Annotated in this window: 14 protein-coding genes; 12 read left to right on the forward strand and 2 right to left on the reverse strand. The window is 66.8% G+C overall.

Annotated features, from left to right (window positions below; all coding sequences use genetic code 11):
• The 4 genes from ON32_RS00005 to ON32_RS00020 form a co-directional block, all read left to right on the forward strand.
• The coding region (locus ON32_RS00005; protein WP_051132693.1) for an MFS transporter at positions 1-1322 on the forward strand (1322 nt) is incomplete at its 5' end.
• A gap of 171 nt (positions 1323-1493) precedes the next feature.
• Positions 1494-3161 (forward strand): glycoside hydrolase family 183 protein, encoded by a 1668-nt coding sequence (locus ON32_RS00010; protein WP_083873797.1) that lies wholly within the window; start codon positions 1494-1496, stop codon positions 3159-3161.
• Positions 3162-3255: 94 nt separating this feature from the next.
• Positions 3256-6879, forward strand: a complete 3624-nt coding sequence (locus ON32_RS00015; RefSeq protein WP_040787879.1) for a hydantoinase B/oxoprolinase family protein — start codon at positions 3256-3258, stop codon at positions 6877-6879.
• 110 nt (positions 6880-6989) lie between these two features.
• Positions 6990-7805 (forward strand): hypothetical protein, encoded by an 816-nt coding sequence (locus ON32_RS00020; protein WP_040787881.1) that lies wholly within the window; start codon positions 6990-6992, stop codon positions 7803-7805.
• A 6-nt stretch (positions 7806-7811) separates the two neighbouring features.
• Here ON32_RS00020 and ON32_RS00025 read toward each other — a convergent pair whose 3' ends face one another.
• Positions 7812-9287, reverse strand: coding sequence for a CCA tRNA nucleotidyltransferase (locus ON32_RS00025; protein ID WP_040787694.1), 1476 nt, complete (start codon positions 9285-9287; stop codon positions 7812-7814).
• Positions 9288-9379: 92 nt separating this feature from the next.
• Here ON32_RS00025 and ON32_RS00030 point away from each other — a divergent pair, with 92 nt between their 5' ends.
• The 8 genes from ON32_RS00030 to ON32_RS00070 all read left to right on the forward strand — a co-directional run bounded on the left by ON32_RS00030 (position 9380) and on the right by ON32_RS00070 (position 22191).
• A complete protein-coding gene (locus ON32_RS00030) occupies positions 9380-9916 on the forward strand; it encodes an NUDIX hydrolase (protein WP_040787696.1) in 537 nt (178 codons plus the stop codon).
• Positions 9913-12459: a DUF6049 family protein gene (locus ON32_RS00035; protein WP_051132695.1), complete on the forward strand. Its 2547-nt coding sequence runs from the start codon at positions 9913-9915 to the stop codon at positions 12457-12459. Before ON32_RS00030 ends, ON32_RS00035 begins: the two co-directional genes overlap by 4 nt.
• A 1033-nt stretch (positions 12460-13492) precedes the next feature.
• On the forward strand, positions 13493-17443 hold the full coding sequence (locus tag ON32_RS00045; RefSeq protein WP_051132697.1) for a murein biosynthesis integral membrane protein MurJ: 3951 nt from the start codon (positions 13493-13495) through the stop codon (positions 17441-17443).
• 356 nt (positions 17444-17799) lie between these two features.
• Positions 17800-18372 carry an RNA polymerase sigma factor SigM gene (gene sigM, locus ON32_RS00050; protein ID WP_040787887.1) on the forward strand — a complete coding sequence of 191 codons (573 nt, stop codon included), beginning with the start codon at positions 17800-17802 and terminating at the stop codon, positions 18370-18372.
• A 126-nt stretch (positions 18373-18498) separates the two neighbouring features.
• Positions 18499-19278, forward strand: a complete 780-nt coding sequence (locus tag ON32_RS00055; RefSeq protein WP_040787698.1) for an RsmA family anti-sigma factor — start codon at positions 18499-18501, stop codon at positions 19276-19278.
• Positions 19279-19391: 113 nt separating this feature from the next.
• Positions 19392-20381 (forward strand): thioredoxin-disulfide reductase, encoded by a 990-nt coding sequence (trxB, locus tag ON32_RS00060; RefSeq protein WP_040787703.1) that lies wholly within the window; start codon positions 19392-19394, stop codon positions 20379-20381.
• 53 nt (positions 20382-20434) lie between these two features.
• The gene (trxA, locus tag ON32_RS00065; protein WP_040787704.1) at positions 20435-20761 is read left to right on the forward strand and encodes a thioredoxin; all 327 of its coding nucleotides are present in this window, start codon (positions 20435-20437) and stop codon (positions 20759-20761) included.
• A 236-nt stretch (positions 20762-20997) separates the two neighbouring features.
• On the forward strand, positions 20998-22191 hold the full coding sequence (locus ON32_RS00070) for an N-acetylmuramoyl-L-alanine amidase (RefSeq protein ID WP_040787705.1): 1194 nt from the start codon (positions 20998-21000) through the stop codon (positions 22189-22191).
• A gap of 67 nt (positions 22192-22258) precedes the next feature.
• Here ON32_RS00070 and ON32_RS00075 read toward each other — a convergent pair whose 3' ends face one another.
• Positions 22259-22990, reverse strand: a complete 732-nt coding sequence (locus ON32_RS00075) for a hypothetical protein (protein ID WP_040787706.1) — start codon at positions 22988-22990, stop codon at positions 22259-22261.
• Positions 22991-23167: the final 177 nt, after the last annotated feature.

The raw sequence follows: 23167 nt of genomic DNA on the forward strand, positions 1-23167 counted from the left end.
GTACGGCGCTGCGCGCTCCCGGCGTCCTGCGCCTCACCCTGGTGCGATTCACCGGTCAGTTCGGGGACGGAGCGTTCCAGGCGGCCTTGTCCGGAGCGATTCTGTTCAATCCCGAGCGGGAAACCGACCCCGTTGCCATAGCCGCGGGTTTCGCGGTGCTGCTGCTGCCGTATTCGCTGATCGGACCCTATGCGGGCGCGCTACTGGACCGGTGGGACCGGCGGTTGGTACTACTGCTGGCGAATCTGCTGCGGGCGGTATTGATCGCGGCGGTGTGTGCGGGACTGTCGACGGGTATCGACGAGACGCCGCTACTGCTGCTCGCATTGGCCGTGGTGGGGATCGGTCGATTCGTCGCGGCCGGGGTCTCGGCCGCGTTACCCCGGGTCCTGGACCGGCAATGGCTGGTCCCGGCCAATTCCGTACTGGCCACCGCCGGCTCGGCATGCGCCGCGGCGGGCGCGGCGCTCGCCGTTGCCGTGATCGGCGTCCTCGGTGCAGGCGATACCGCCTCGGCGGTCGCGGTGGCCCTCAGCGCGACCGGGTCCGTGGCGGGCGTACTGCTGGCAGCCGGATTCGCTCCCCACGTGCTCGGTCCGGACTCCGAACGCACGGACGCGCGCGGCGCCGTGCGCGCCATCGCATCCGGATTGCGTATCGGGGCGGCGACGGTATGGGGTTCGGTGGCGGTGACCACGGCCATGCTCGGAATCGGAGCACATCGCATCGTGTTCGGCGCCAATACCCTGATCATGGTGCTGGTGCTGCGAGAAGCCCCCGCGAGCACCTCGGCATTGGACAGCGGGTTGGTCGGTTTCGGCGTCGCCATCACCGCGACAGCCGCGGGCATGCTGGTGGCGGCACTGATCGCCCCCTTGCTCATCCCGCGTCTGGGCCGACCCCGCACCGTGGTCACGGGGTTGATCATCGCGACCGTCGTGCAGATGTGCCTGGTGACCCCCACCGCCCTGGCCGACTCCGCGCATACCGCCGCACGCGCCCACCAGTTTCTGCTCGCCGCCGCATTCCTGTTCGGGCTGGCCGGCCAGACGATCAAACTCGCCGGTGACGCTACCTTGCAGATCGATATCCCGGACACCCGGCGCGGCGAGGTCTTCGCCCTCCAGGACACGGTGTTCAATATCGCGTTCGTACTGGCCGTCGCGGTGACGGCACTGGTGATCCCGGCCGATGGACGATCAATGGAGGTGGTCGCGGCCGGGGCGTTCTGTTATCTCGCCGGGATCACCGCCATAGCGGTGAACGGCAGGCGCACTCCGCGTATCCACGACACCGACCGCACACAGCGCAAGGACCTGTGAGGCGATCCGGACGCCGACTCGCGGAGCCCGTTCGGGACGCGCGGTGCGAACGCATGTAAAACCGACCGCGCGCTAATGAATCCGGTAGGTTTCTTGCCGGTATCCGGAATCGACAGGGGGTCGAGGGCCATAACTGGGACAGTTACGCATCGCCGACGCCGCCACGCGCCGATGATCACCCGATTCTCGTCCTCACCACCGATATCGACATCACGTTCCCCTTTCGCGCGGGGCGGTCGGTCACCCGCACGCCCCACGCTCACGCGATCGGCGCTCGCCTTGGCGGGCGCGGTTTTCGCGGGCCCCCTCATCGTGCCCGTCCCGGCCCATGCCGCCCCGCATCCATGGGCGCCGCCTCCGGTGAACAGTTGCGGGGAGGTCGGTTTCGATCCTCTCGCCCGGCAGCCGGATCCGTCGGCACCACCTTCGCCACCGCTCCCCCAGCTGCCGCCGCAGATCGATATTCCGGTGCCGATACCGCAGCTCACCCCGGTCCCGGTTCCGGACCCACCACAGGACAACACCCGGATCGTGCCCGAGCCGCTGCCGAGCGACCCATGCCGAAATCCCTGCCCGGATATTCGCGACAGCGAGAAACCGAAAGCGCCGGAACCGAAGGACGAACCCCCCACCGAAACCCGATCCCGCCCCGCTACCGGTTCGGCATCCGGCAGCGGTACCGGCTCCGGCGAGCCGATCAAACTACCCCGGCTGAATTTCAAACCGGAGATCGAACCCATTCCCATCCCGGTGCCCGGTGGACCGGGTGAGCAACCACGACCCGCACCGCCGCAGGTGGTCCACCCGGCCGAACCGGGTCCGCTCGCCCCACCGGTGATCGCGCCACAGGTGGAATCGGTGCGGCTGGTCGAACAGGTGACCGGACACGGCTCGGAGAATCGGACCGATATGCGCTGGCAGGTCGACGGGACCGACCTGGGTCTGATGTGGGAGACCCGGCCGGGGGAGATCGCGGTGGTCTTCGGCGACACCTTCGGCAAGGGCTGGGGAGTCGGTGGCGCCGGCGGCGAGGACGAGGACTGGCGGTCCAATGTGCTCGGCTACAGCACCGACCGCGACCTGTCCGACGGGATGCGGCTGGACACCATGGTGCAGGACAGCCGCTGCCACGCCGCCGAACTGCTGGGCAGTCGCAAGATCAAGAACTGGGAGACCACCACCATCCCGACCTCCGGTTTCGCCCTCGATGGCCGACAGTATCTGAGCTATATGTCGGTCAACCGCTGGAGTCGTATCCCCGGTCTGTGGTGGACCAACTACGGCGGTATCGCCTACTCCGACGACAACGGCAGCACCTGGGTCAAAGACCAGCACGCCAAATGGGAGAACCTGTTCGGACTGGGTCGGTTCCAGGTGGCGGCCATGGTGCCCCACGGCGACTACGTCTATATGTTCGGCACGCCCAACGGACGGATCGGGGTGATCGGTCTGGCCCGGGTCCCCGAGGACGAGGTGCTGAACAAATCGGCCTATCAGTATTGGGTCGGCGGAACCTGGGCGCCTGCGGCGGAGAACCTGGCCACACCATTGGTGCCCGGTATCGCCAGTGAGCTCTCGGTGCGCTTCGACGCCGAGACCGACCGATGGCAGATGGTGTATCTGGATTCGGCGCGGGGTGCGATCGTGCTACGCACCGCGGCCGAACCCCAGGGCAATTGGACCGATGCCGTGCCACTCGTCTCCACCGACGACTATCCCAAGTCGTACGGTGGCTTCATTCATCCGTGGTCCACCGCCGAAGACCTGTACTTCACCCTCTCGTCCTGGGACAGCTACAACGTGTATTTGATGCACGCGCGATTGAAACCCGTCCGGTGAGCGCGTCCGCCCGGGGCAGCGTCCTCGGCGCGAACACACCGGTCGATCCCGAAGTATGGTGCACACTGTGATCGAATCGTCGACCGCCGACACCGTGGACAGCACCGAAACCGGCTGGCAGTTCTGGATCGACCGAGGCGGTACCTTCACCGATGTGGTGGCCCGCCGCCCGGACGGCACCCTGGTCACGCACAAATTGCTGTCGGAGAATCCGGCCCGGTACGCCGACTCGGCAATCGCCGGGATCGACGAGATCCTGGCCGCGGAGTCCGATGACGACCTCCGGTCCGAGCGTCCGCGTATCGACACCGTCCGCATGGGCACCACCGTCGCCACCAATGCGCTGCTCGAACGCACCGGGGAACGCACCGCGCTGGTGGTGACCCGCGGTTTCCGCGATGCCCTGCGCATCGCCTACCAGAACCGGCCGCAGATCTTCGCCCGCGAGATCGTCCTGCCGGAACTGCTGTACGAGCGGGTGGTCGAGGTCGACGAGCGGGTCGCGGCGGACGGCACCGTACTCACTCCGCCGGATCTGGATTCGCTCGCCGCCGAGTTGCGATCGGTATACGACAGCGGTATCCGCTCGATCGCCGTGGTGTGCATGCACAGCCACCTCTATCCGGAGCACGAACAGCGGATCGGTCGCTTGGCCGAAGATATCGGGTTCACCCAGATCTCGCTGGCCGGCGAGGTCAGTCCGCTGATGAAGCTGGTCCCGCGCGGAGACACCACCGTGGTGGACGCGTATCTCTCACCGGTACTGCGCCGCTATGTGCGGCAGGTGGCCGACCGGCTCACCGGGGTGCGGTTGATGTTCATGCAGTCCAACGGAGGGCTCACCGAGGCGCATCACTTCCGCGGTAAGGATGCGATCCTGTCCGGTCCGGCGGGTGGCATCGTCGGGATGGTCCGAATGTCACGACTCGTGGGATTCGACCGGGTGATCGGTTTCGATATGGGTGGAACCTCAACCGATGTCTCGCATTTCGCGGGCGAATACGATCGGGTGTTCACCACTCGGATCGCCGGAGTGCGATTGCGCGCGCCGATGCTCGATATCGATACCGTCGCGGCGGGCGGGGGTTCCATCCTGCACTTCGACGGCAGCCGGTACCGCGTCGGCCCGGACTCTGCGGGCGCCGTGCCGGGACCGGCCGGTTATCGCGGCGGCGGGCCGTTGACGATCACCGACGCCAATGTGATGCTCGGCCGAATCCAACCGGAGTACTTTCCCAAGGTTTTCGGACCGGACGGCGACCAGCCGCTCGACGGCGCCCTGGTGCACCGGCGGTTCACCGAACTCGCCGCCGAGATCCGCGCCCACACCGGCGACGATCGCACACCCGAGCAGGTCGCCGAGGGATATCTGCACATTGCGGTGGCCAATATCGCGGCGGCCATCAAACGGATCTCGGTGCAGAAAGGACGCGATGTCACCGGGTACGCGCTGACCACCTTCGGTGGGGCGGGCGGCCAGGTGGCCTGCGCGGTGGCCGACTCCCTGGGTATTCGCACCGTGCTGGTGCCACCCGCGGCGGGGGTGTTGTCAGCGCTCGGTATCGGGCTCGCCGACACCACCGCCATGCGAGAGCAGTCCGTCGAGCTGGTGCTTGCCGACGATGCCATGGCCCGGGTCGCCGATATCGCCGCGGGGCTGGAATCCGCCGCACGGGCCGAACTGACCGCCGAAAACATTCCCGACCACCGGATTCGCGTGGTGCACCGAGCGCATCTGCGTTACGACGGCACCGATACCGCGCTCCCGGTGGAGCTGACCGAACCGGCCCGGATGACAGCGGATTTCGTCGAACGGCACCGGGCCACCTTCTCGTTCGTCCTCGACCGACCGATCGTGATCGAAGCGCTGTCGGTGGAGGCCACCGGTTTGACCCCGCAACCGGAACTATCCGGTCTGGTGACCGGTTCGGTGGATTCGACCGAGCCGGTCACCGTACGACTGCACACCGGAGGCTCGTGGCACGAGGTACCCCTGTACCGGCGCGAAGGCCTCACATCCGGAACCACCGTATCCGGACCCGCCATCATCACCGAAGCGAACGCGACAACCGTGGTCGACGAGGGATGGCAGGCCAGGGTCCACGAGATCGGACATCTGATACTGGAACGAGTGGCGGCGACAGCGGCCCCCCAGGTGGACACCGCGGTGGATCCGGTGCTGCTCGAGGTGTTCAACAACCTGTTCATGTCGATCGCCGAACAAATGGGCGCGCGCTTGGAGGCAACCGCGCAGTCGGTCAATATCAAAGAGCGGCTGGACTTCTCGTGCGCACTGTTCGACCCCGAGGGCAATCTCGTCGCCAATGCCCCGCATATCCCGGTGCACCTCGGCTCCATGAGTACCAGCGTCAAAGAGGTGATCCGGCGGCGGGAAAGCATGCGTCCGGGTGACGCCTACGCGGTCAACGATCCCTATCACGGCGGCACCCACCTGCCCGATATCACGGTGATCACACCGGTTTTCGACCGAGCGGGCACCCGGATACTTTTCTATGTCGCCTCCCGCGGGCACCACGCGGAGATCGGTGGGATCACCCCCGGATCCATGCCCGCGAACAGCCGGCGAATCGAAGAAGAAGGGGTGGTCTTCGACAACTGGCTACTCGTCGAGGGCGGCCGGTTCCGTGAAGAAGAAACCTACCGACTGCTCACCGAGGCGACCCACCCCTCCCGCAATCCGGCCACCAATCTCGCCGATCTCCGTGCGCAGGTCGCGGCCAATGCCAAAGGAGTCGACGAGGTCGGCAAGATGATCGAGCATTTCGGGCTCGATGTCGTGCAAGCGTATATGCGCCATGTTCAGGACAATGCCGAGGAGGCGGTGCGGCGGGTCATCGATTCGCTCGGCGACGGGGAGGCCACCTACGAAACCGACCTGGGCGCGGTGATTCGCGTGCGGATCACCGTGGACTCCGACAACCGCAGGGCAACCATTGATTTCACCGGCACATCGGCACAACTTCCGGGGAATTTCAACGCACCGTACGCGGTGGTCAACGCGGCCGTGCTGTATGTGTTCCGCACCCTGGTGACCGAGGACATCCCACTCAACGACGGATGCCTGCGACCATTGCGGATCATCGTGCCGAAGGGGTCCATGCTCGCACCCGAGCCGCCCGCGGCCGTGGTCGCGGGCAATGTGGAGACCTCACAGGCCATTACCGGCGCGCTGTACGCGGCGCTCGGCGTCCAGGCCGAGGGCTCGGGCACGATGAACAATGTCACCTTCGGTAACGACCGATTCCAGTACTACGAGACCATCGGTTCGGGGTCGGGCGCCGGGGACGGGTTCTCCGGTGCGTCCGTGGTGCAGACTCATATGACCAATTCCCGCCTCACCGACCCCGAGGTGTTGGAGTGGCGGCTTCCGGTGCTGGTGGAGGAGTTCTCGATCCGCACCGGCAGTGGTGGCGAAGGTCGGTGGCGGGGCGGGGACGGTGCGCTACGCCGCCTACGCTTCACCGAGCCGGTGACCGTCTCCACCCTGTCCGGGCACCGCAGGATCCCGCCCTATGGGATGTCGGGCGGAGCGCCGGGGGCATTGGGTAGGAATCGGGTCGAACGATCGGATGGCACCGTGGTCGAACTGGCCGGTGTGGATACGGCCCACCTGGCGGCCGGTGATGTCCTGATCATCGAGACCCCGGGTGGCGGCGGTTACGGCCGGGCCGATACGACCGCCGATCGGTCGGTGTGATCCGACCCGCCCCGGACCGGAATCGACCCGCACCGACCGCGGCCGGGTAGCGGACATCGCACCCGCGTCGGATGGTCTACCCGGTGACCGGCCAGTACGCTCGAAACGACATGGCCACGTATTCCGATCCGGGGTCGAGTCCTATACCGAATCCTCTCGACCTGGGAAAACGCCTGTTCCGGCCTACCTGGCCGGAACAGTGGCTCAGTCACACCATGGCCTGGCTGGACCCGGTGGCCGATCTGGGCGCCGGTACCGTAACCGCACTGATGCCGGATGTGCTGCTGACCGTGCTCAGCGAGGGGATTCTGAGCAGATTCCACGGTCGGCAGATCAGCGCCACCCTGCTCGGCCACGAGCTCACCGGAACCCTGACCATGCTGAAGGTCCGCCGGCGTGGAGCGCATTTCCACATCGATGCGGCACTCACCGGGCTGCGCTGGGACGACCACCCCATCGAGGAGCTCACCCTCGTCTGCCACGGGGTGCGGCTGGTCCCCGGCGTACCGACCAAGATCCGGATCAATCGGGTAGAGATCACCGGTACGGCCACCACCGCGGCGCTCGTGGAATGGCTCGGCACCCGCGAGGGTGATTGGCTGCTCACGCTCTCCCCGGACGGGCTCATCCACGCCGGGCACCGCCGGCGTCGGGTCAAGGCGCTGCTGGACGCGTCGATCACCGACAATATGCTGCATCTGGACGTGCGCCGGGCCACATGGTGGGGGCTGCCGCTGCCCGCTCGGATGCGTGCGGTCGAACCGACCATGCTGCCCGATCTACCGCGCGGCGGTATCGTCCGGCGCGCCGCGCGAGACGACGAACGGATCCGGTTCGAGATCGAGGTGCCGGATATCAGCGGATCGTTCGACCTGGCTCAGATTCGTTCCGCGATTGTCGCGGGCACCACCCTGATCGTGTTCTGACCCAGGTCAGTGCTGCTGCGCCTGCCACCATTCGAGCAGCGCCTTCTCCGCTTCCTCCCGGGTGAGCGGGCCACGGTCCAAGCGCAGTTCCTTGAGGTAACGCCACGCCTTACCCACCTCCGGTCCGGGTGGCAGGCCGAGCAGCTCCATGATGGCGTTACCGTCCAGATCGGGTCGGACCCGGTCCAGGTCCTCCTGCTGCTGTAGTCGCGCAATCCGCTCCTCCAGTTCGGAGTAGGTGCGGCGTAGCGCGGCGGCCCGACGTTTGTTGCGGGTGGTGCAGTCGGCCCGCACCAGTTTGTGCAGCCGCGGCAACAGATCACCCGCGTCGGTGACATACCGGCGCACCGCCGAATCGGTCCACTGTCCCTTGCCGTACCCGTGGAAACGCAGGTGCAGGAACACCAGTTTCGCGACGTCCTCGGTGAACTGTTTCGGATACTTCAGTGCCCGCATCCGTTTGCGCACCATTTTCGCGCCCACCACCTCGTGGTGGTGGAAGCTCACTCCGCCGCCGGGCTCATTGCGTTTGGTGTCCGGTTTTCCGATGTCGTGCAGCAGCGCGGCCCAGCGCAGCACCAGATCCGGATCGCCCTCCTCCTGGTCGATGGCCTGCTCCAGGACCGTCAACGAATGCCAGTAGACGTCCTTGTGCTGGTGGTGCTCATCGATTTCGAGTTTCATCGCGGGCACCTCGGGCAGCACCCGCTGGGCGAGGCCGGTCTCGCACATGATGTCGATACCGTCGATGGGGTGCGCTCCGGCGATCAATTTGTCCAGTTCGGTACGCACCCGCTCCGGGGTGATCCGATCGATCTCCCCGGCCATCTCGTGGATCGCGGCGCGGACCCGCGGATGCAGATCGAAACCGAGCTGCGAGACGAACCGGGCCGCGCGCAGCATGCGCAGCGGATCGTCGTGGAACGAGTCCTCGGGCGCGGCCGGGGTGTCCAGCACACCGGCCAGCAGATCGTCCATCCCGCCCAGCGGATCGACGAACTCCAGCGCACCGTCGGCCCCGATCCGCACCGCCATGGCGTTGACGGTGAAATCACGCCGGATCAGGTCACCCTCGAGAGTGTCACCAAAGGTGACCTCCGGGTTCCGCGACACCCGGTCGTAGGTGTCACTGCGGAAGGTGGTGATCTCCAGCTGCTGATCGGCCTTGGCGGCGCTGACCGTGCCGAAGGCCAACCCACCGGTGTCCCACAGGTGATCGGCCCAGCCGCGCATCAGCTCCTGCACCTGCTCGGGGCGGGCGTCGGTGGTGAAATCGAGATCGGTGCCGAGTCTGCCCAGGATGGCGTCGCGCACACTGCCGCCGACCAGATACAGCTGGAACCCGCGCGCGGCGAATATCTCGCCCAGCGGGGTCAGCACATCGGAAAGCCGACCCAGCGTAATCGCGGCCGCCGCGAGCAAACGGGTGCGCCGATCCGGCACAGCGTCGGAGGACTCGGTCGATACCACGGAGGAAGACATTACCGAGACCGGGCAAGCCATATTCCGCACCGGTCCCGCGTCCGGCGCAACCCACGGCGTGAATGCGGGAGATTTGGTTCTAGTATTACGTAGTGTCTCCGGCCGATCGCGCGAACAATCGACGTCGCCAACCCCGACGCCGCGGTTCGGCCGGTAGCGCGGCGAAACCACGCCTGCGCACGGTCCGGGAAACCTCGGCGGGGGGACTGGTCGTCGACGGCCTGGACGGGCCCCCCGAACAGCGCGTCGCCGCGCTCATCGGCCGCACCGACCGACGGGGTCGACTACTCTGGTCGCTGCCCAAGGGGCATATCGAGGAGGGGGAGACGTCGGAGCAGACGGCGATCCGAGAGGTTGCCGAGGAGACCGGAATCCGCGGAGTGGTGGTCGCCGAGCTGGGCAGTATTGACTATTGGTTCGTTACCGACGGTCGGCGGGTACACAAGACGGTGCATCATTTCCTGTTGCGATCGGTCGGCGGTGAGCTGTCCGACGCGGACGTGGAGGTCACCCAGGTCGCCTGGGTGCCGCTGAGTGAACTGGACAGCAGACTCGCCTACGCCGACGAACGACGGCTGGCCGAGGTGGCGAACCGCCTGATCGACCGGATGGAGACCGGCAAGAGATGACGCGTGGACTGAGTCGGATCATCCTCGTGCTCCTGATCGTCCTCGGCCCGACGGCAGCAGTGCCCGCGCTGATCGGATCCCCTGCGCGGGCCCAACAGATCGGGTCCGGCGACACCTCTACCGCGCCGAAGTTCTTGAAATTGTCGGTGGACTCGGTGACACCGACCGCGGTGAGCACGGTCAGCGACCCGGTGCTGACCGTATCGGGAACCGTCACCAATATCGGTGACCGAATGGTCGACGATGTGAGCATTCGACTGCAACGGGCTCATGCGGTGACCGACCCGAGCGAGTTGCGCACCGCGTTGCGGCTCGAGGAGGTCAACTACGAGATCGCCACGCCGTTTCAGGACATAGCCGAACAATTGAGCCCCGGTCAGCGGCAGCAGTTCACGCTCAGCGTTCCGCTGCGTTCCACCGGGGAGCCATCGCTACAGATCTCCGAGACGGGTGTCTATCCGCTGCTGCTGAACGTCAACGGGGTGCCGGACTACGGCGGTCAGGCGCGGCTGGACGATGCCCGGTTCCTGCTGCCCGTCCTGGGGTTGCCCCCTGCCGAGGGAACGGCGCCGGTGCCTCCCCCCGCGGCCGCGCCGGTGGCCACCACCCTGCTGTGGCCCCTGGCCGACCGACCGCGGCTGGTGGCCGGGGTGCCGGGAACGATACCCGCCGAGGTGGAGCTGACCGACGACGAATTGGGCGCCGCGCTCGCCAAGGGCGGTCGGCTCGATCAGCTCCTCACCGCCCTGGAGACCACGCTCGGCTCGGAAAACGAGCGCGACCGAGGTGCGGCCTCGGCGGTGTGTCTCGCGATCGACCCGGATCTACTGCTCACCGTGCAGGCCATGACCGGCGGTTACCGGGTGCTGGCCAGTCCGTCCGACCCGGACGGGGCCACCCGGGAGGGTAGCGGCGCCGAACCCGCCCAGACGTGGTTGGCTCGACTGCGCACCCTCGCCTCCTCGATGTGTACGGTCGCCCTGCCGTTCGCCCAGGTTGATCCGACGGCACTGGCCGCGGTGCACGATCCCGCCATCACCGCGCGCGCACTCGACGCGCCCGCCGAGGTGGTCGATTCGATCCTGGGCACCACATCGGTGCGCGGGGTGAGTGTGCCCGATGCGGGCAGTATCGACGACAACGCCGCCCGTATGCTGCGGGAACACGATTTCACCACAGCGGTGCTGGCGGGCAATGCGACCGCACCCGTGGACGCGCCGAACGAGACCGGTGCCGCGCCCGATCTGGTGCGACTTCCCGATATCACCGCGTCGAATGCCGCGGAAACCACACCACCGGCCGCCGACCCCGCCGCTGAGGACCGAAGCCCGACCGGCCCTTCCGAACCCGCCACCGATCCCGCGCTGCGGGTGGCGACCTTCGACATCTGGTCCGCGACCGCGCTGGCGGCGGTGGGCTCCAATCCCCCGACTCCCTCGTACACCCCCGACCCGGCCCGCTACGAGGTGACCAACGACTCCCGTGTCGCCCGCCTGCAGGACGCTCTCGGAGCGCTCTCCTGGGCGGCGCTGAATCCCCGGGCACCCCGATCCCAACTGCTGATGCCACCCCAACAGTGGGGCGCCAATCTGGAAGAGGCGACCGCACTGCTGGGCCAGGTGAAGCTGTTGTTCCAGCACGGACTGGCAACACCGCGCAAATTCACCGACCTGCTCGCCCAGCAGCCCGATCCGAGGCCCCATCGGCTCACCTATCTGGACCAGGCCGCCTACGACGCCGTCCCCCGCCATCTGGTGGATCCCGTGCACGACCAGTCCGGTCGCATCACCCAGCTGCTGCGGGCCATGGTGGAGGTGCCCCAGGCCGAGCTGACCCCCCGGATGTTCATGGGCCCCCTGCGCGACGACCTGCTGCGCGCGCTGACCCTGTCCGACCGGCGCGGCCGAGAAACCACCCAGGCCGAGGTCTTCGCCCAACGGCGAATCGACCAGGTCACCCACGCATTGGACGAGATCTATCGATCGGTGACGGTACTTCCCCCGGGCGGGGCCTACACCCTGGCCTCCGAACAGAGCCCACTGCTGCTGGTGGCGCGCAACAATCTGCCGGTCCCGGTGCGTATCCGGTTCCGGATCGATGCGCCCACGGCAACGAAGATCACCGATATCGGGGAACAGCAGTTGCCGCCGCGAGGCACCCGCTCGTTCCAGATCCCGACCCAGGTCAGCGATAGCCGGAAACTGGTGATCCCGATCTCGCTCACCACCCCGGACGGGATCGCGCTCGGCAATGCCACCTCGGTGTCGGTGCGTTCCAATGCCTACGGTCAGACACTGGCGATCATCACCGCATGCGCGGCGGTACTGCTGCTTCTGCTGGCCGGACGCCGGTTGTGGCGACGGTTCCACGGACAGCCCGACCCGGCCGACAAGGGGATAGATCCCGGCGTGCGGCAACGGGTCAACCGTTACGGCCGGGCCCGCCGCCGACTCGGCCGACGCCCGGCCGGGGAATCGTCCCGAACCGATGCGGCGGATCCTCGACCGGTATCCGAACCGAGCCGCCCGCCCGAGCATGTCTGACCATCCGAACAGCCGGGGCCGCGGAGCACACGCGACCCGATGGCACCGGTGGTGAACAGCGCGAATCGACGCGGCGGACGGAAGAGGGTGACCCACGGTCACACCCCATGGAAGATGGAGAATGTGCGCGGGACGCATTGCCCTCCGGTAGGGGTGGGCACGGCACTCGCCGCACATACGGAACACAGACGGACGTGGCCTATCGAACACCTCGCCCCGCACGGCACGGGCGAGGTGTTCGCTACGACACAGCCGACACCAGGTAAACGGGGCCCGGGGCGATACAGGAGGCATGATGAGCGACGATGATTCCTCCGCTCATCGGCAACGACCTGGACGACGACCCGACGGCGCTCCCGCCCGTCGGGTCCCGCTTGCACCGTGGGAACGCGTGCAACTACCGCCCGGGGACCCCGAGATGAGCGCCGAGCAGAACAACGGGTTCCACGCGGACGTACCTCGAGGAGACGACCTCGAGGCCCGACGCGAACCCGCACCGCAACTGCGACGGATACCTCCCGGGCCCCGACCTCCGGCACAGCCCCTCCCACCGGCGCAGCGACCCGTCCCTCCGGCCCCGGGGGCCGGACCCCATCCGGGGGAGAGCCGTTACACGCCCACGGAGCAGCCGCGGCCGCCCGCTCCGCCACGACCGGCACCCCCGGTCCGCCCCGGCCCACCGAGCGGACCGCGACCGGCCGTACCACCGATCCGCCGTGGTGGTCCGGTGCCCGGGGCGAATCCGGCCGTACCACCGGCGAACCGGCCCCCGCTCCCGCCGACCGGGGCCCAGCCGGCCGTACCGCCGATGCGCCGACCCGGACCACCGCCCACCGGCCCACGTCCGGCTGTACCGCCCCCCGGCGGATCCAACCCACCTGCCGGGGCCGGGTCTGCGGGCTCTCCGCGTCGACCTGGTCCACCGCCCGGCCCAGGGGCACCGCCACGCCCACAACCGGGACCACGGTCCGGGGCCCAGCCGGCCGTGCCGCCACCTCCCGGACCGGCCCGCGAGCCGTATCCGGCACAGCGTATGCGGCCGCCGCGGACACCATCCCCCGGACCGGCGCACCAAGCCGGGCCGCGGCCTGCGGAATCGCAGCCTGACCCGCGGCAGGCACGTCCGGATCGGCCGCCGCAGCCGGCCGCAGCGGGCCGCGTACCCGACGACCACCGGACCCGCCCGGCCACCGACGCACCGGTCGCCACCGAATCCGACGAGAAGAAGAGCGAGAGCGGTAACAGTCGGCTGCTCCGCGATTCCGGTTCGATCGCCTTCGCAACCCTGATCAGCCGGATCACCGGTTTCGGTAAACAGCTGTTGTTGCTGGCGGTGCTCGGCCCGGCCATCGCCAGCTCGTTCTCCTCGGCGAGTCTGATCCCGAACATGATCGCCGAACTGGTGTTGGGCGCGGTGCTCACCGCCATCGTGGTGCCCACCCTGGTCCGCGCGGAACAGGAGGACGAGGACGGCGGAGCCTCGTTCGTCCGGCGGTTGGTGACCGCCGCCTTCGCGATCCTGGCGGCCACCACCGTGCTGGCCACCGCGGCGGCGCCGTTGTTGGCGACCCATGTCTTCGTCTCGGCCGACGGCAAGGTCAATACCGCGCTCACCACCGCGCTGACCTTCCTGCTACTTCCGGCGGTGATCTTCTACGGTCTGTCGGCGCTGCTCACCGCGATTCTCAATACTCGCGGCGCGTTCCGCCCCGGAGCCTGGGCACCGGTCCTCAACAACGTCGTGGTGCTCGTCGTGCTGGGGCTCTACGCGATCACCCCGGGGGAGATCACCCTCGATCCGGTACGGATGAGCGATCCGAAACTGCTACTCCTCGGCGGCGGCGTGACCCTGGGCGTATTCACCCAGGCGGCGAGTCTGCTGCCCGCGATCCGCCGGCACGGCATCGATCTGCGCCCGCTATGGGGTCTGGACAACCGACTCAAACAGTTCGGCACCATGGCGGCGGCCATCATCCTGTACGTGCTGATCAGCCAGATCGGCACCATCTTCGCCAACAACATCTCCTCGCAGGCCGACGAGGCCGGGCCGGTCATCTACCAAAACGCCTGGCTGCTGCTCCAGTTGCCCTACGGGGTCATCGGCGTCACCCTGCTCACCGCCATCATGCCCCGACTGAGTCGCAACGCCGCCGCCGACGACACCCCCGCGGTGGTCGACGATCTGTCGGCCGCGACCAGGCTGACCATGATCGCGTTGATCCCGATCGTCACCTTCCTCACGCTGGCCGGCCCCCAGGTGGGTGACGCGCTGTTCGGTTACGCCCGATTCGCCGAGGACGGCTCCCGACTCGGCACTGCTGTCAGCTGGTCGGCCTTCACCCTGATCCCGTATTCCCTGGTGCTGATCCACCTGCGGGTGTTCTACGCCAGGGAGCAGGCATGGACCCCGACCTGGATCATCCTCGGCATCACGGCCGTCAAGATCGTGTTCTCGGCCCTGGCGCCGTTCGTCGCGAGCAGCAGCGATCAGGTCGTGATCGTGCTGGGTGTGGCCACCGGGCTGGGTTTCACCACCGGCGCCTTCATCGGTGGTTATCTACTGCATCGCAGCCTCGGCGATCTGCGGATGGCCAATGTGGGACGCACCGTCAGTCGCGTGGTGATGTCCTCGGTCGCGGGCGGTGTGGTCATGCTCATCGTGGACCGCCTGCTCGGCCTACCCGGGTTGTCGGAATCGTTGGGCGGTGTCGGTTCGCTGCTGCGGGTCGGTATCACCGCGCTCGTGATGTTCGGGGTGGCGTTCGGGCTGATGCGACTCGTCGGGGTCCCGGAGATCGTCGCCATCACGGTGGCGATTTCGCGGCGGCTGGGGCTCACCCCGCGGGCCCCCGAGCTCGAGCACCTCGACGAACCGGTCGAGGACGAATACGCCACCCAGGTGCTGCGCCGGCCCGATCCGTATCTGGCGTACTCCGGTTTCGACTCGTATATGGACGCGCAGGCCACTATGGTGCTGCCCGTTATACGCCCGAGTTCGGTTGATCTCACCAGCTCCGGTCAGTTCCCGTACCCTGTTCGGCAGACAAGTACAAGTGGCGAATTCGCCGGAGTTGCGTCATACCAGGGCGAAGGAGGACCGAGGGTGAGCGACGACGCGGTGGGCGACGTCCCGACCGCCGATTCTTCCACGAAGCCGGCGAGCGGCGTGTCCACCGATAATCCGCCCGAACCGGCGGAATCGAACGATCCCGCGCGGCAGCGCGGTGACGTGCGCTCACCCGCGCTCGAATCGGTCGACAGGCCCGAACCGTATTCCGAGGAATCCGGTGAACAGCCCGGTGAAAGTCCGGACTCGCCGGAAGATCCCGCGGCGGTCCCCGGCGAGCCCGAACAGGCGGGTCGATTCGCCGAGGCGCCGCCTCGCGACCCCATGTACGACACCGGCATGATCCCGGTTCCACCGATGGCTGCGGAGTCCGGTCCGACGCGACCCATCCAGCGGGGCCCCAAGCTGATTCCCGGGGCATCGGTGGCGGGGGGCCGCTACCGCCTGCTGGCCGATCACGGCGGCGCGCGTGGCCTGCGGTTCTGGCAGGCCCTGGATATCAAACTGGACCGTGAGGTCGCGCTGACCTTCGTCGACGCCGAGCAGAAGGCCACGAACAATTCCGGTGAGGACGGCCCGCAGGCCATCCTTTCGCGCACCTTGCGCCTGGGCCGGATCAATTCGCCCGGTCTGGCCCGCGTTCTCGACGTGGTGCGCGGCAGTTCCGGTGGCATCGTGGTCGCCGAATGGACCCCGGGACGGTCGCTGCGGGAAATGGCGGAGACCGTACCGTCGCCGATCGGGGCCGCCCGCGCCATCCGGGCACTGGCCTCGGCGGCGGAGATGGCCCACCGTGGTGGCGGCGCGCTATCGATCGACCACCCCGACCGGGTGCGCATCAGCGCTTCCGGCGACGCGGTGCTGGCCTTCCCGGGCACCCTCGGCGATACCGAACCCCAAGACGATGTACGCGGCCTGGGTGCCATGCTGTACGCGCTGATCACCGCCCGCTGGCCGATCCGCACCCCGGATGGCGTCGGAAGTATCGGCGGGCTGCGTCTGGCCGACTTCGGGCCGGATGGCACCCCGATCGAACCCCGGCAGATCCGCCCCGAGGTGCCGTTCGAGATCTCCGCTGTCGCGGTACGCGCATTGGAACCGAACCGAGGGGTGCGCACGGCCGCCACGGTGCAGCACGTGCTCGATCAGGCCTCGGTGGTCGATCAGAAGACCGATTTCATCCCGGTCCTACGGCTGGGGCAGCGGGCCCCGGGCGCCGATGACGATTCGCTGGCCGACCCCGAGCTGCTCGCGGCCGAACGGGAAAAAGCGCAGCGGATGATGTGGATCATGGTGGGGCTCGGCATTCTCACCGCCCTGGTCCTCGGCATCGTCATCTGGTGGTTGGTGAATATCTTCGCGCCGGGTTCGTCCAGCGAACCGCTCAACGAACAGCGCATCATCGGCCTCACCACCGCCAGTTCTCCACCGGAGACATCCTCGGCCGCGGAGACTCCCGGTGCCACCACCGCGGCGGGGGTGCCGACTCCGATCACGGATATGACGGTGTTCTCTCCGGAAGGCACCCCGGATGATCCCGATGGCGCCCAGTTGGCCGCGGACGGCGATCCCACCACGACCTGGGAGACCGATCAGTACTTCCAGCAGTTCCCCTCGTTGAAGAACGGGGTCGGCCTGCTGGCCACGCTGCCGAGTCCGGCCACACCGACCAAGATCACCATCACTTCGACCAGTCCGGGCACCTCGGTGGAGATCCGCACCTCGCCCACGGCTTCTCCGACCCTGGATCAGACCCAGCTGATCGGAACCGCCCAACTGGGCGACGGTGTGACCGAGATCCCGCTGCAGGCCGCGCAGTCCACGCGCTATGTGCTGATCTGGATCACCGGCCTCGGCAATGCCGACGGACAGTTCCAGACCTCGATAGCCGAGATCGGCTTCGAGGTGGCCTCCTAGGGGCGTACGCCCGCACCGCCACGAGTACGTCTGCCTCCGCACCGGTCACGGTTCCAACCGAGCGGTGACCTGCGAATATCCGCCCCGGACCGGAGCCTCCCGAACACCGTATTCGGTTGCTGCCGAAGTCGTTACCCGGATATGATGCTGATCGCGCTCTCAGCAGGGGAGCCTTCGGGATCAGTCGTTTCGATCCTGCGCGCTGTCGGGACCGGAGCCGGTCCGGACGCCGCGACTTCTTCGGCAAAACGATCCACTGGGCTCGTTTGCCACCGCGAGCGCTGTCCAAGGGGTTGGTATTGCCGTTCGAACTGAACGAGGGGGTTCGTGGGGGGAAGTCGTCCGGTGCGTCCGAGATACGTGGCGCAAGGCTCGATGCGGCCTCGGACTTCGAACTTCTCCAGGCACACGCACGCGGCGTTCCGCATGCTTTCGCCGTCCTGCTACGTCGGCATCAGGACCATCTGTGGCAGACGGCCGTCCGCATCTCGTATACGCGCGAGGACGCTGCCGACGCGCTGCAGGACGCCCTGTTGTCCGCGCACCGGACCGCCGGAACGTTTCGGGCCGAGGCGGAGGTGCGCAGTTGGCTGCACACCATCGTGGTGAACGCCTGTCTGGATCGAATTCGCCGTAACAAGGCTCGCCCCTCGGTGGCGGTCGCGCCGGAATACCTGGCCGATATACGCACCGAGGGGGACAGCTACGCGCACGTCGAGGTTACGATCACGCTGGACCGAGCGTTGTTCGAGCTACCGCCGGATCAACGGGCCGCTCTGGTGGCCGTCGATATGGAGGGGTATTCCGTTGCCGAGGCCGCGGCACTTCTCGGCGTACCAGCGGGCACGATCAAGAGTCGCTGCGCCCGGGCTCGGCAACGTCTCCAGAAGAGCCTGGAATTTCTTCGGGACCCGGGGAACCGGAGGTGATCGCTCTGCGTCAGTAGTAGTGACGAAACCACTGAACGCCGGACGACAACTCGGCCGTGGGATCCAACGACACCGGCTATGGCCGGGTACAGGTCTGATGAACGAATACATCGTGGAGGTGCGAGAGTGACCAATCCCGTTCCGCAACCTCCCTTCCCGCCGGAACTACTGTCCGACCTGCACAGCGGGAATATCGATCCGGAGCTGGGCAGCCAATTGTGGCCCGAGGTTCGGCGCGACCCCGACGCCGTACGCTACCTACGCTCACTCGACGAACTACGAGACGAACTGGCCGACCTCGGCCGTAGCGAGCAGATCGTCCACCCGATGCCGGCCGATATCGCGGCCCGGCTGACCGATTTCGTCGAAGCTCTCGAACCCCTCGACTCCCCTACTTCGGTCACCCCGCTCACACCCGATTCGGGTGAACCGCTCGCATCACAAACGATTTCGCTCGACCGGTACCGCGCCCGCCGTGCCCTGCGTCTATCGGTCGCCGTGGCGGCCACCATCGCGGTGATCGCATGTCTCGGTTTCGTGATGACCATCTTTCGCGACCAGAACCGCACCCCCACCGCGGCACCACCGACCATCGAGATCACGGGGCCCGCCGACCCGGCCGAGCCCGATTCCGACGACGACCTCACCGCGGCGGTCGCCCTGCGCGCCCTGGGCCGCCACGATGTGAGCGGTCGTCTCGGTGAACCGACCGCGCTCACCGACTGTGTTCGCGCGGCGGGACTGGACAGCACCGTCCTCGGGTCCACCGATATGACCTTCCACGGCCGCGATGCCGTGCTCATCCTGGTCGGTGGGAGAGAAGGCGCACAGATCACGGCCTTGGTCGTCGGAGCGGGATGCAGCGCGGACGATCCACAAGTGCTGACCATCACCGATATCGGCTGAACCACCGACACGACCGGGCCGACGGCCGGATCGCCTGGCGGACGAGGCGGGGAACAAGTGCGTTTACCCTGTTGTTGACTCACACGACCGCGTAAGAACCTCGGAAGGGCCTCATGAGCACGCCTGTTCGCGACCTGATCATCGTCGGCTCCGGGCCGGCCGGCTATACGGCTGCCGTCTACGCCGCCCGCGCCGAGCTCCAGCCGCTCGTGTTCGAGGGCACCCAGTTCGGTGGTGCCCTGATGACCACCACCGAGGTGGAGAACTACCCCGGCTTCCGCGACGGCATCATGGGGCCCGACCTCATGGAACAGATGCGGGAACAGGCGAAACGCTTCGGCGCCGAGCTCCGCACCGAAGATGTGGACGGTATCGACCTGAGCGGCCCGGTGAAGAAGGTGACGGTCGGCGGCGAGACCTACGAGGCCCATGCCGTGATCCTCGCCATGGGTTCGGCGGCCCGCTACCTGGGTGTGCCCGGAGAACAGGAACTACTCGGCCGTGGGGTCAGTGCCTGCGCCACCTGTGACGGCTTCTTCTTCAAGGGGCAGCACATCGCCGTGGTCGGCGGCGGCGACTCGGCCATGGAGGAAGCGATCTTCCTCACCAAATTCGCCGAGAGCGTCACCATCATCCATCGCCGTAGCGAGTTCCGCGCCTCTCGGATCATGCTCGAACGGGCCAAGGCCAACGAGAAGATCACCTTCGTGACCAATGCGATGGTCGACCGAGTGAACGGCGAGACCAGCGTCACGGGGTTGACCTTGCGCGATACCCGCACCGGCGAAACCTCCGAGCTCGCCGTCACCGGGCTTTTCGTCGCCATCGGCCACACCCCGCGCAGCGAACTCGTCCGCGGACAGCTCGAGCTGGACAGCGAAGGCTACGTCCTGGTGCAGGAGCCGACGACCGCGACCGCGGTGCCCGGTGTCTTCGCCGCGGGTGACCTCGTCGACCACACCTATATGCAGGCGATCACCGCGGCCGGAACCGGATGCCGTGCCGCCATCGACGCCGAGCGCTGGCTGGCGGAACGCGGCGATATCTCCGCCAATACGCTGCCCAATGCCGATCGGCCGGTGGCCGTCGCCGCCGACAACTGAGCGGTTTCACCCGTTCCGGTCGTGCCGTCCTGCTTATCACGAGGAGAACACCTATGTCCGATACCACCCGCACCGTCACCGACGCGAACTTCGCCGAGGAAGTTCTGAACAGCAAAAAGCCGGTCCTTGTCGACTTCTGGGCCGACTGGTGCGGCCCCTGCAAAATGGTCGCCCCGGTATTGGACGAAATCGCGGGCACGCATGCCGACAAGTTGGTCGTCGCCAAGCTCGATGTGGACGCCAACCCGGTGACCGCCCGCGATTACCAGGTGATGAGCTTGCCGACTATGATGCTTTTCGCCGGTGGTAAACCGGTGAAGCAGATTGTCGGAGCAAAGGGCAAGGCCGCTCTGCTGCGCGAACTCGAAGACGTCCTCTGACTTTCGCGATCCGGCGACGCGCCATAGCATGCTCTCACCCGTAATCGTTATATTGCGGGCCGGGTCTGCGACAATCAGTGCCGATTGAGCCCGAGCGGGGCGGCCCGCGCGGTTACACCACGCTACCGCCTCCGGCCGCCGAGTCCGCTCAGGCTGATGACGCTCCGGTCGTGCGAGGGTGTATGCCATCGCATGAGTGGGTACCCGGGTTTCACGGAAGGAAAGGGCCCTCACGCATGCACCGACTTCGTTACGGCGACACCGGTCCAGCCGTTGCAGAGGTTCGGAGCACCCTGGCCAGTCTGGGGTTCCTGCACGCACACAACGGTATCGATACCGATGGTGTGGACGAGTATTGGAAGGACACCGAGGCCACCTTCGACGATCAACTCGATTCCGCGGTTCGCGCGTTCCAACAGCACCGCGGTCTACTGGTCGACGGGGTGGTCGGTCCGGCCACATATCGGGCGTTGAAGGAGGCCTCCTATCGCCTCGGCGCCCGCACCCTGATCTACCAGCTGTCCGCGCCGCTGTACGGCGACGATGTCGCGACATTACAGCGGCGGCTCCAGGATCTCGGCTTCTATGTGCATCGTGTCGACGGCTACTTCGGGCCGCATACCCATGAGGGTTTGACCGCGTTCCAGCGGGAGATCGGCCTGGCCGCCGACGGTATCTGCGGACCGGATACATTGCGTTCCCTGGAACTGCTCGGCGCCCGGGTCACCGGGGGAAATCCGCATCGGATCGCCGAGGAGGAAGTGGTGCACCGAGCCGGTCCGCAGTTGACCGGCAAACGCATTGTGATCGATCCCGGTCTCGGTGGACCCGATCGGGGCTTCGCCGTGCCCACCGAGACCGGGGTGGTCTACGAATCGGAAATTCTCTGGGACCTGGCCGGCCGGTTGGAGGGGCGGATGGCGGCCACCGGTATGGAAACCTTTCTGTCCCGGCCGTGGGGTGCCAACCCGACCGATGCCGAGCGGGCCGAAACCTCCAACGCATTCGACGCGGACCTGATGATTTCGCTGCGTTGTGCTACCAATTCCAGTCCGCTGGCCAATGGGGTCGCCTGCTTCTATTTCGGTAACTCCCATGGCTCGGTGTCCATGATCGGACAGGTGTTGTCCGGGTTCATCCAGCGCGAGGTGGTGGCCCGTGCCTCGATGCAGGACTGCCGCACCCATGCGCGCACGTGGGATCTGTTGCGACTCACCAAGATGCCGACCGTTCAGATCGATCTCGGCTATCTCACCAACGAATACGATGCGGCGATACTCACCAATCCGCGCATGCGTGATGTGATCGCCGAAGCCATCCTCATCTCGGTTAAGCGGCTGTACCTGCTGGGACAGGATGACCAGCCCACCGGTACCTATACCTTTGCCGAACTCCTCGCCGAAGAGCTGGCCGCCGCCGACCGCGGATAGCGTCCATCGATACATCGGCGCCACCGATTCGGATCGGTGGCGCCGATGGCGTATCAGGGGACAGAACTCATAGCGTGAGTAGCCTGGTGGGCACTGTCATGGACGCGGCCGCGAGCAACTGGTCGAGGGCATGCTCGACATCCTCTTTCCACCCGTGGTCGGAGTCGAGTTCGAGACGCAGTCGAGGGAAACGGTGATGAGGGGCCACCACCTCGAAACCGACCTCTTCCAGGAAGTCGGCATCAATCATGCAGTTCTCGGGTGAACATCCCGAACCGGAGCGAGTCGATCGCCGATTCTGTTCCGGAACACCTATCCGTTCCATCAGTCGTAGGTTGCCGGTCGGACGGTCGGATAAGGCCATGCTCGGGGGAGCGGCCCGAATACCGAAAGCCTCCAGGGCGCGCACACCGCGGCGTACCAGATCGGCGACCACCGCTTGGACCAGCCGGTGCGCGATATCGCTGTCCTGATAACGGGATTCGGTGTGCAGAGCGGTCAACAGCACCGCATCCGGACTGACCGGCGAAGTGGGAAAGAGACCCGCCCTGGGCACCGCGCTGGGCGGCGCGTACAAGGCGCACCCGGCACTGTGTCCGTCGACCGTCGCGATCTGTCCGCAGGAACCCCATTCGAGCATGACCGTTGAGATCCAGGCCTCCTTTTCGAAGACCGGATCGCTGAACTCGCGCGAGTCCGCAGCCACCGCGGGGTCTATCTCCCAGAACACGCAGCGTCTGGAGTGCGCGGGCAACCTGGTCAAGTCGTCCAGGGTAAGTGCTGTGACGCTGGTCGACACCGCTCTGCTCAGCCTCCAGCTGTCCGATTCATCAACGCTCACGCCACATCAAATTTCTCGCCGGCAAAAATAGCGTTCAAGCGAACCTGCCTCGTTTCATGTCACCCGTTCACTGTTCGGTTTACGCCACGGCACCGGTATCCACAAGACAACCGGATAATTCTCGCTCCGTCACAG

The organism is Nocardia paucivorans NBRC 100373, from assembly GCF_000308675.1.
GTDB classification, from domain to species: Bacteria; Actinomycetota; Actinomycetes; order Mycobacteriales; family Mycobacteriaceae; genus Nocardia; species Nocardia paucivorans.

What these genes read in the sequence shown, in the direction of transcription:
- ON32_RS00010 (WP_083873797.1), top strand. Translation starts at nt 1,494, where the DNA reads ATGATCACCCGATTCTCGTCCTCACCACCGATATCGACATCACGTTCC.
- ON32_RS00020 (WP_040787881.1), top strand. Translation starts at nt 6,990, where the DNA reads ATGGCCACGTATTCCGATCCGGGGTCGAGTCCTATACCGAATCCTCTC.
- ON32_RS00025 (WP_040787694.1), bottom strand. Translation starts at nt 9,287, where the DNA reads ATGTCTTCCTCCGTGGTATCGACCGAGTCCTCCGACGCTGTGCCGGAT.
- ON32_RS00035 (WP_051132695.1), top strand. Translation starts at nt 9,913, where the DNA reads ATGACGCGTGGACTGAGTCGGATCATCCTCGTGCTCCTGATCGTCCTC.
- ON32_RS00045 (WP_051132697.1), top strand. Translation starts at nt 13,493, where the DNA reads ATGCGGCCGCCGCGGACACCATCCCCCGGACCGGCGCACCAAGCCGGG.
- trxB (WP_040787703.1), top strand. Translation starts at nt 19,392, where the DNA reads ATGAGCACGCCTGTTCGCGACCTGATCATCGTCGGCTCCGGGCCGGCC.
- trxA (WP_040787704.1), top strand. Translation starts at nt 20,435, where the DNA reads ATGTCCGATACCACCCGCACCGTCACCGACGCGAACTTCGCCGAGGAA.
- ON32_RS00070 (WP_040787705.1), top strand. Translation starts at nt 20,998, where the DNA reads ATGCACCGACTTCGTTACGGCGACACCGGTCCAGCCGTTGCAGAGGTT.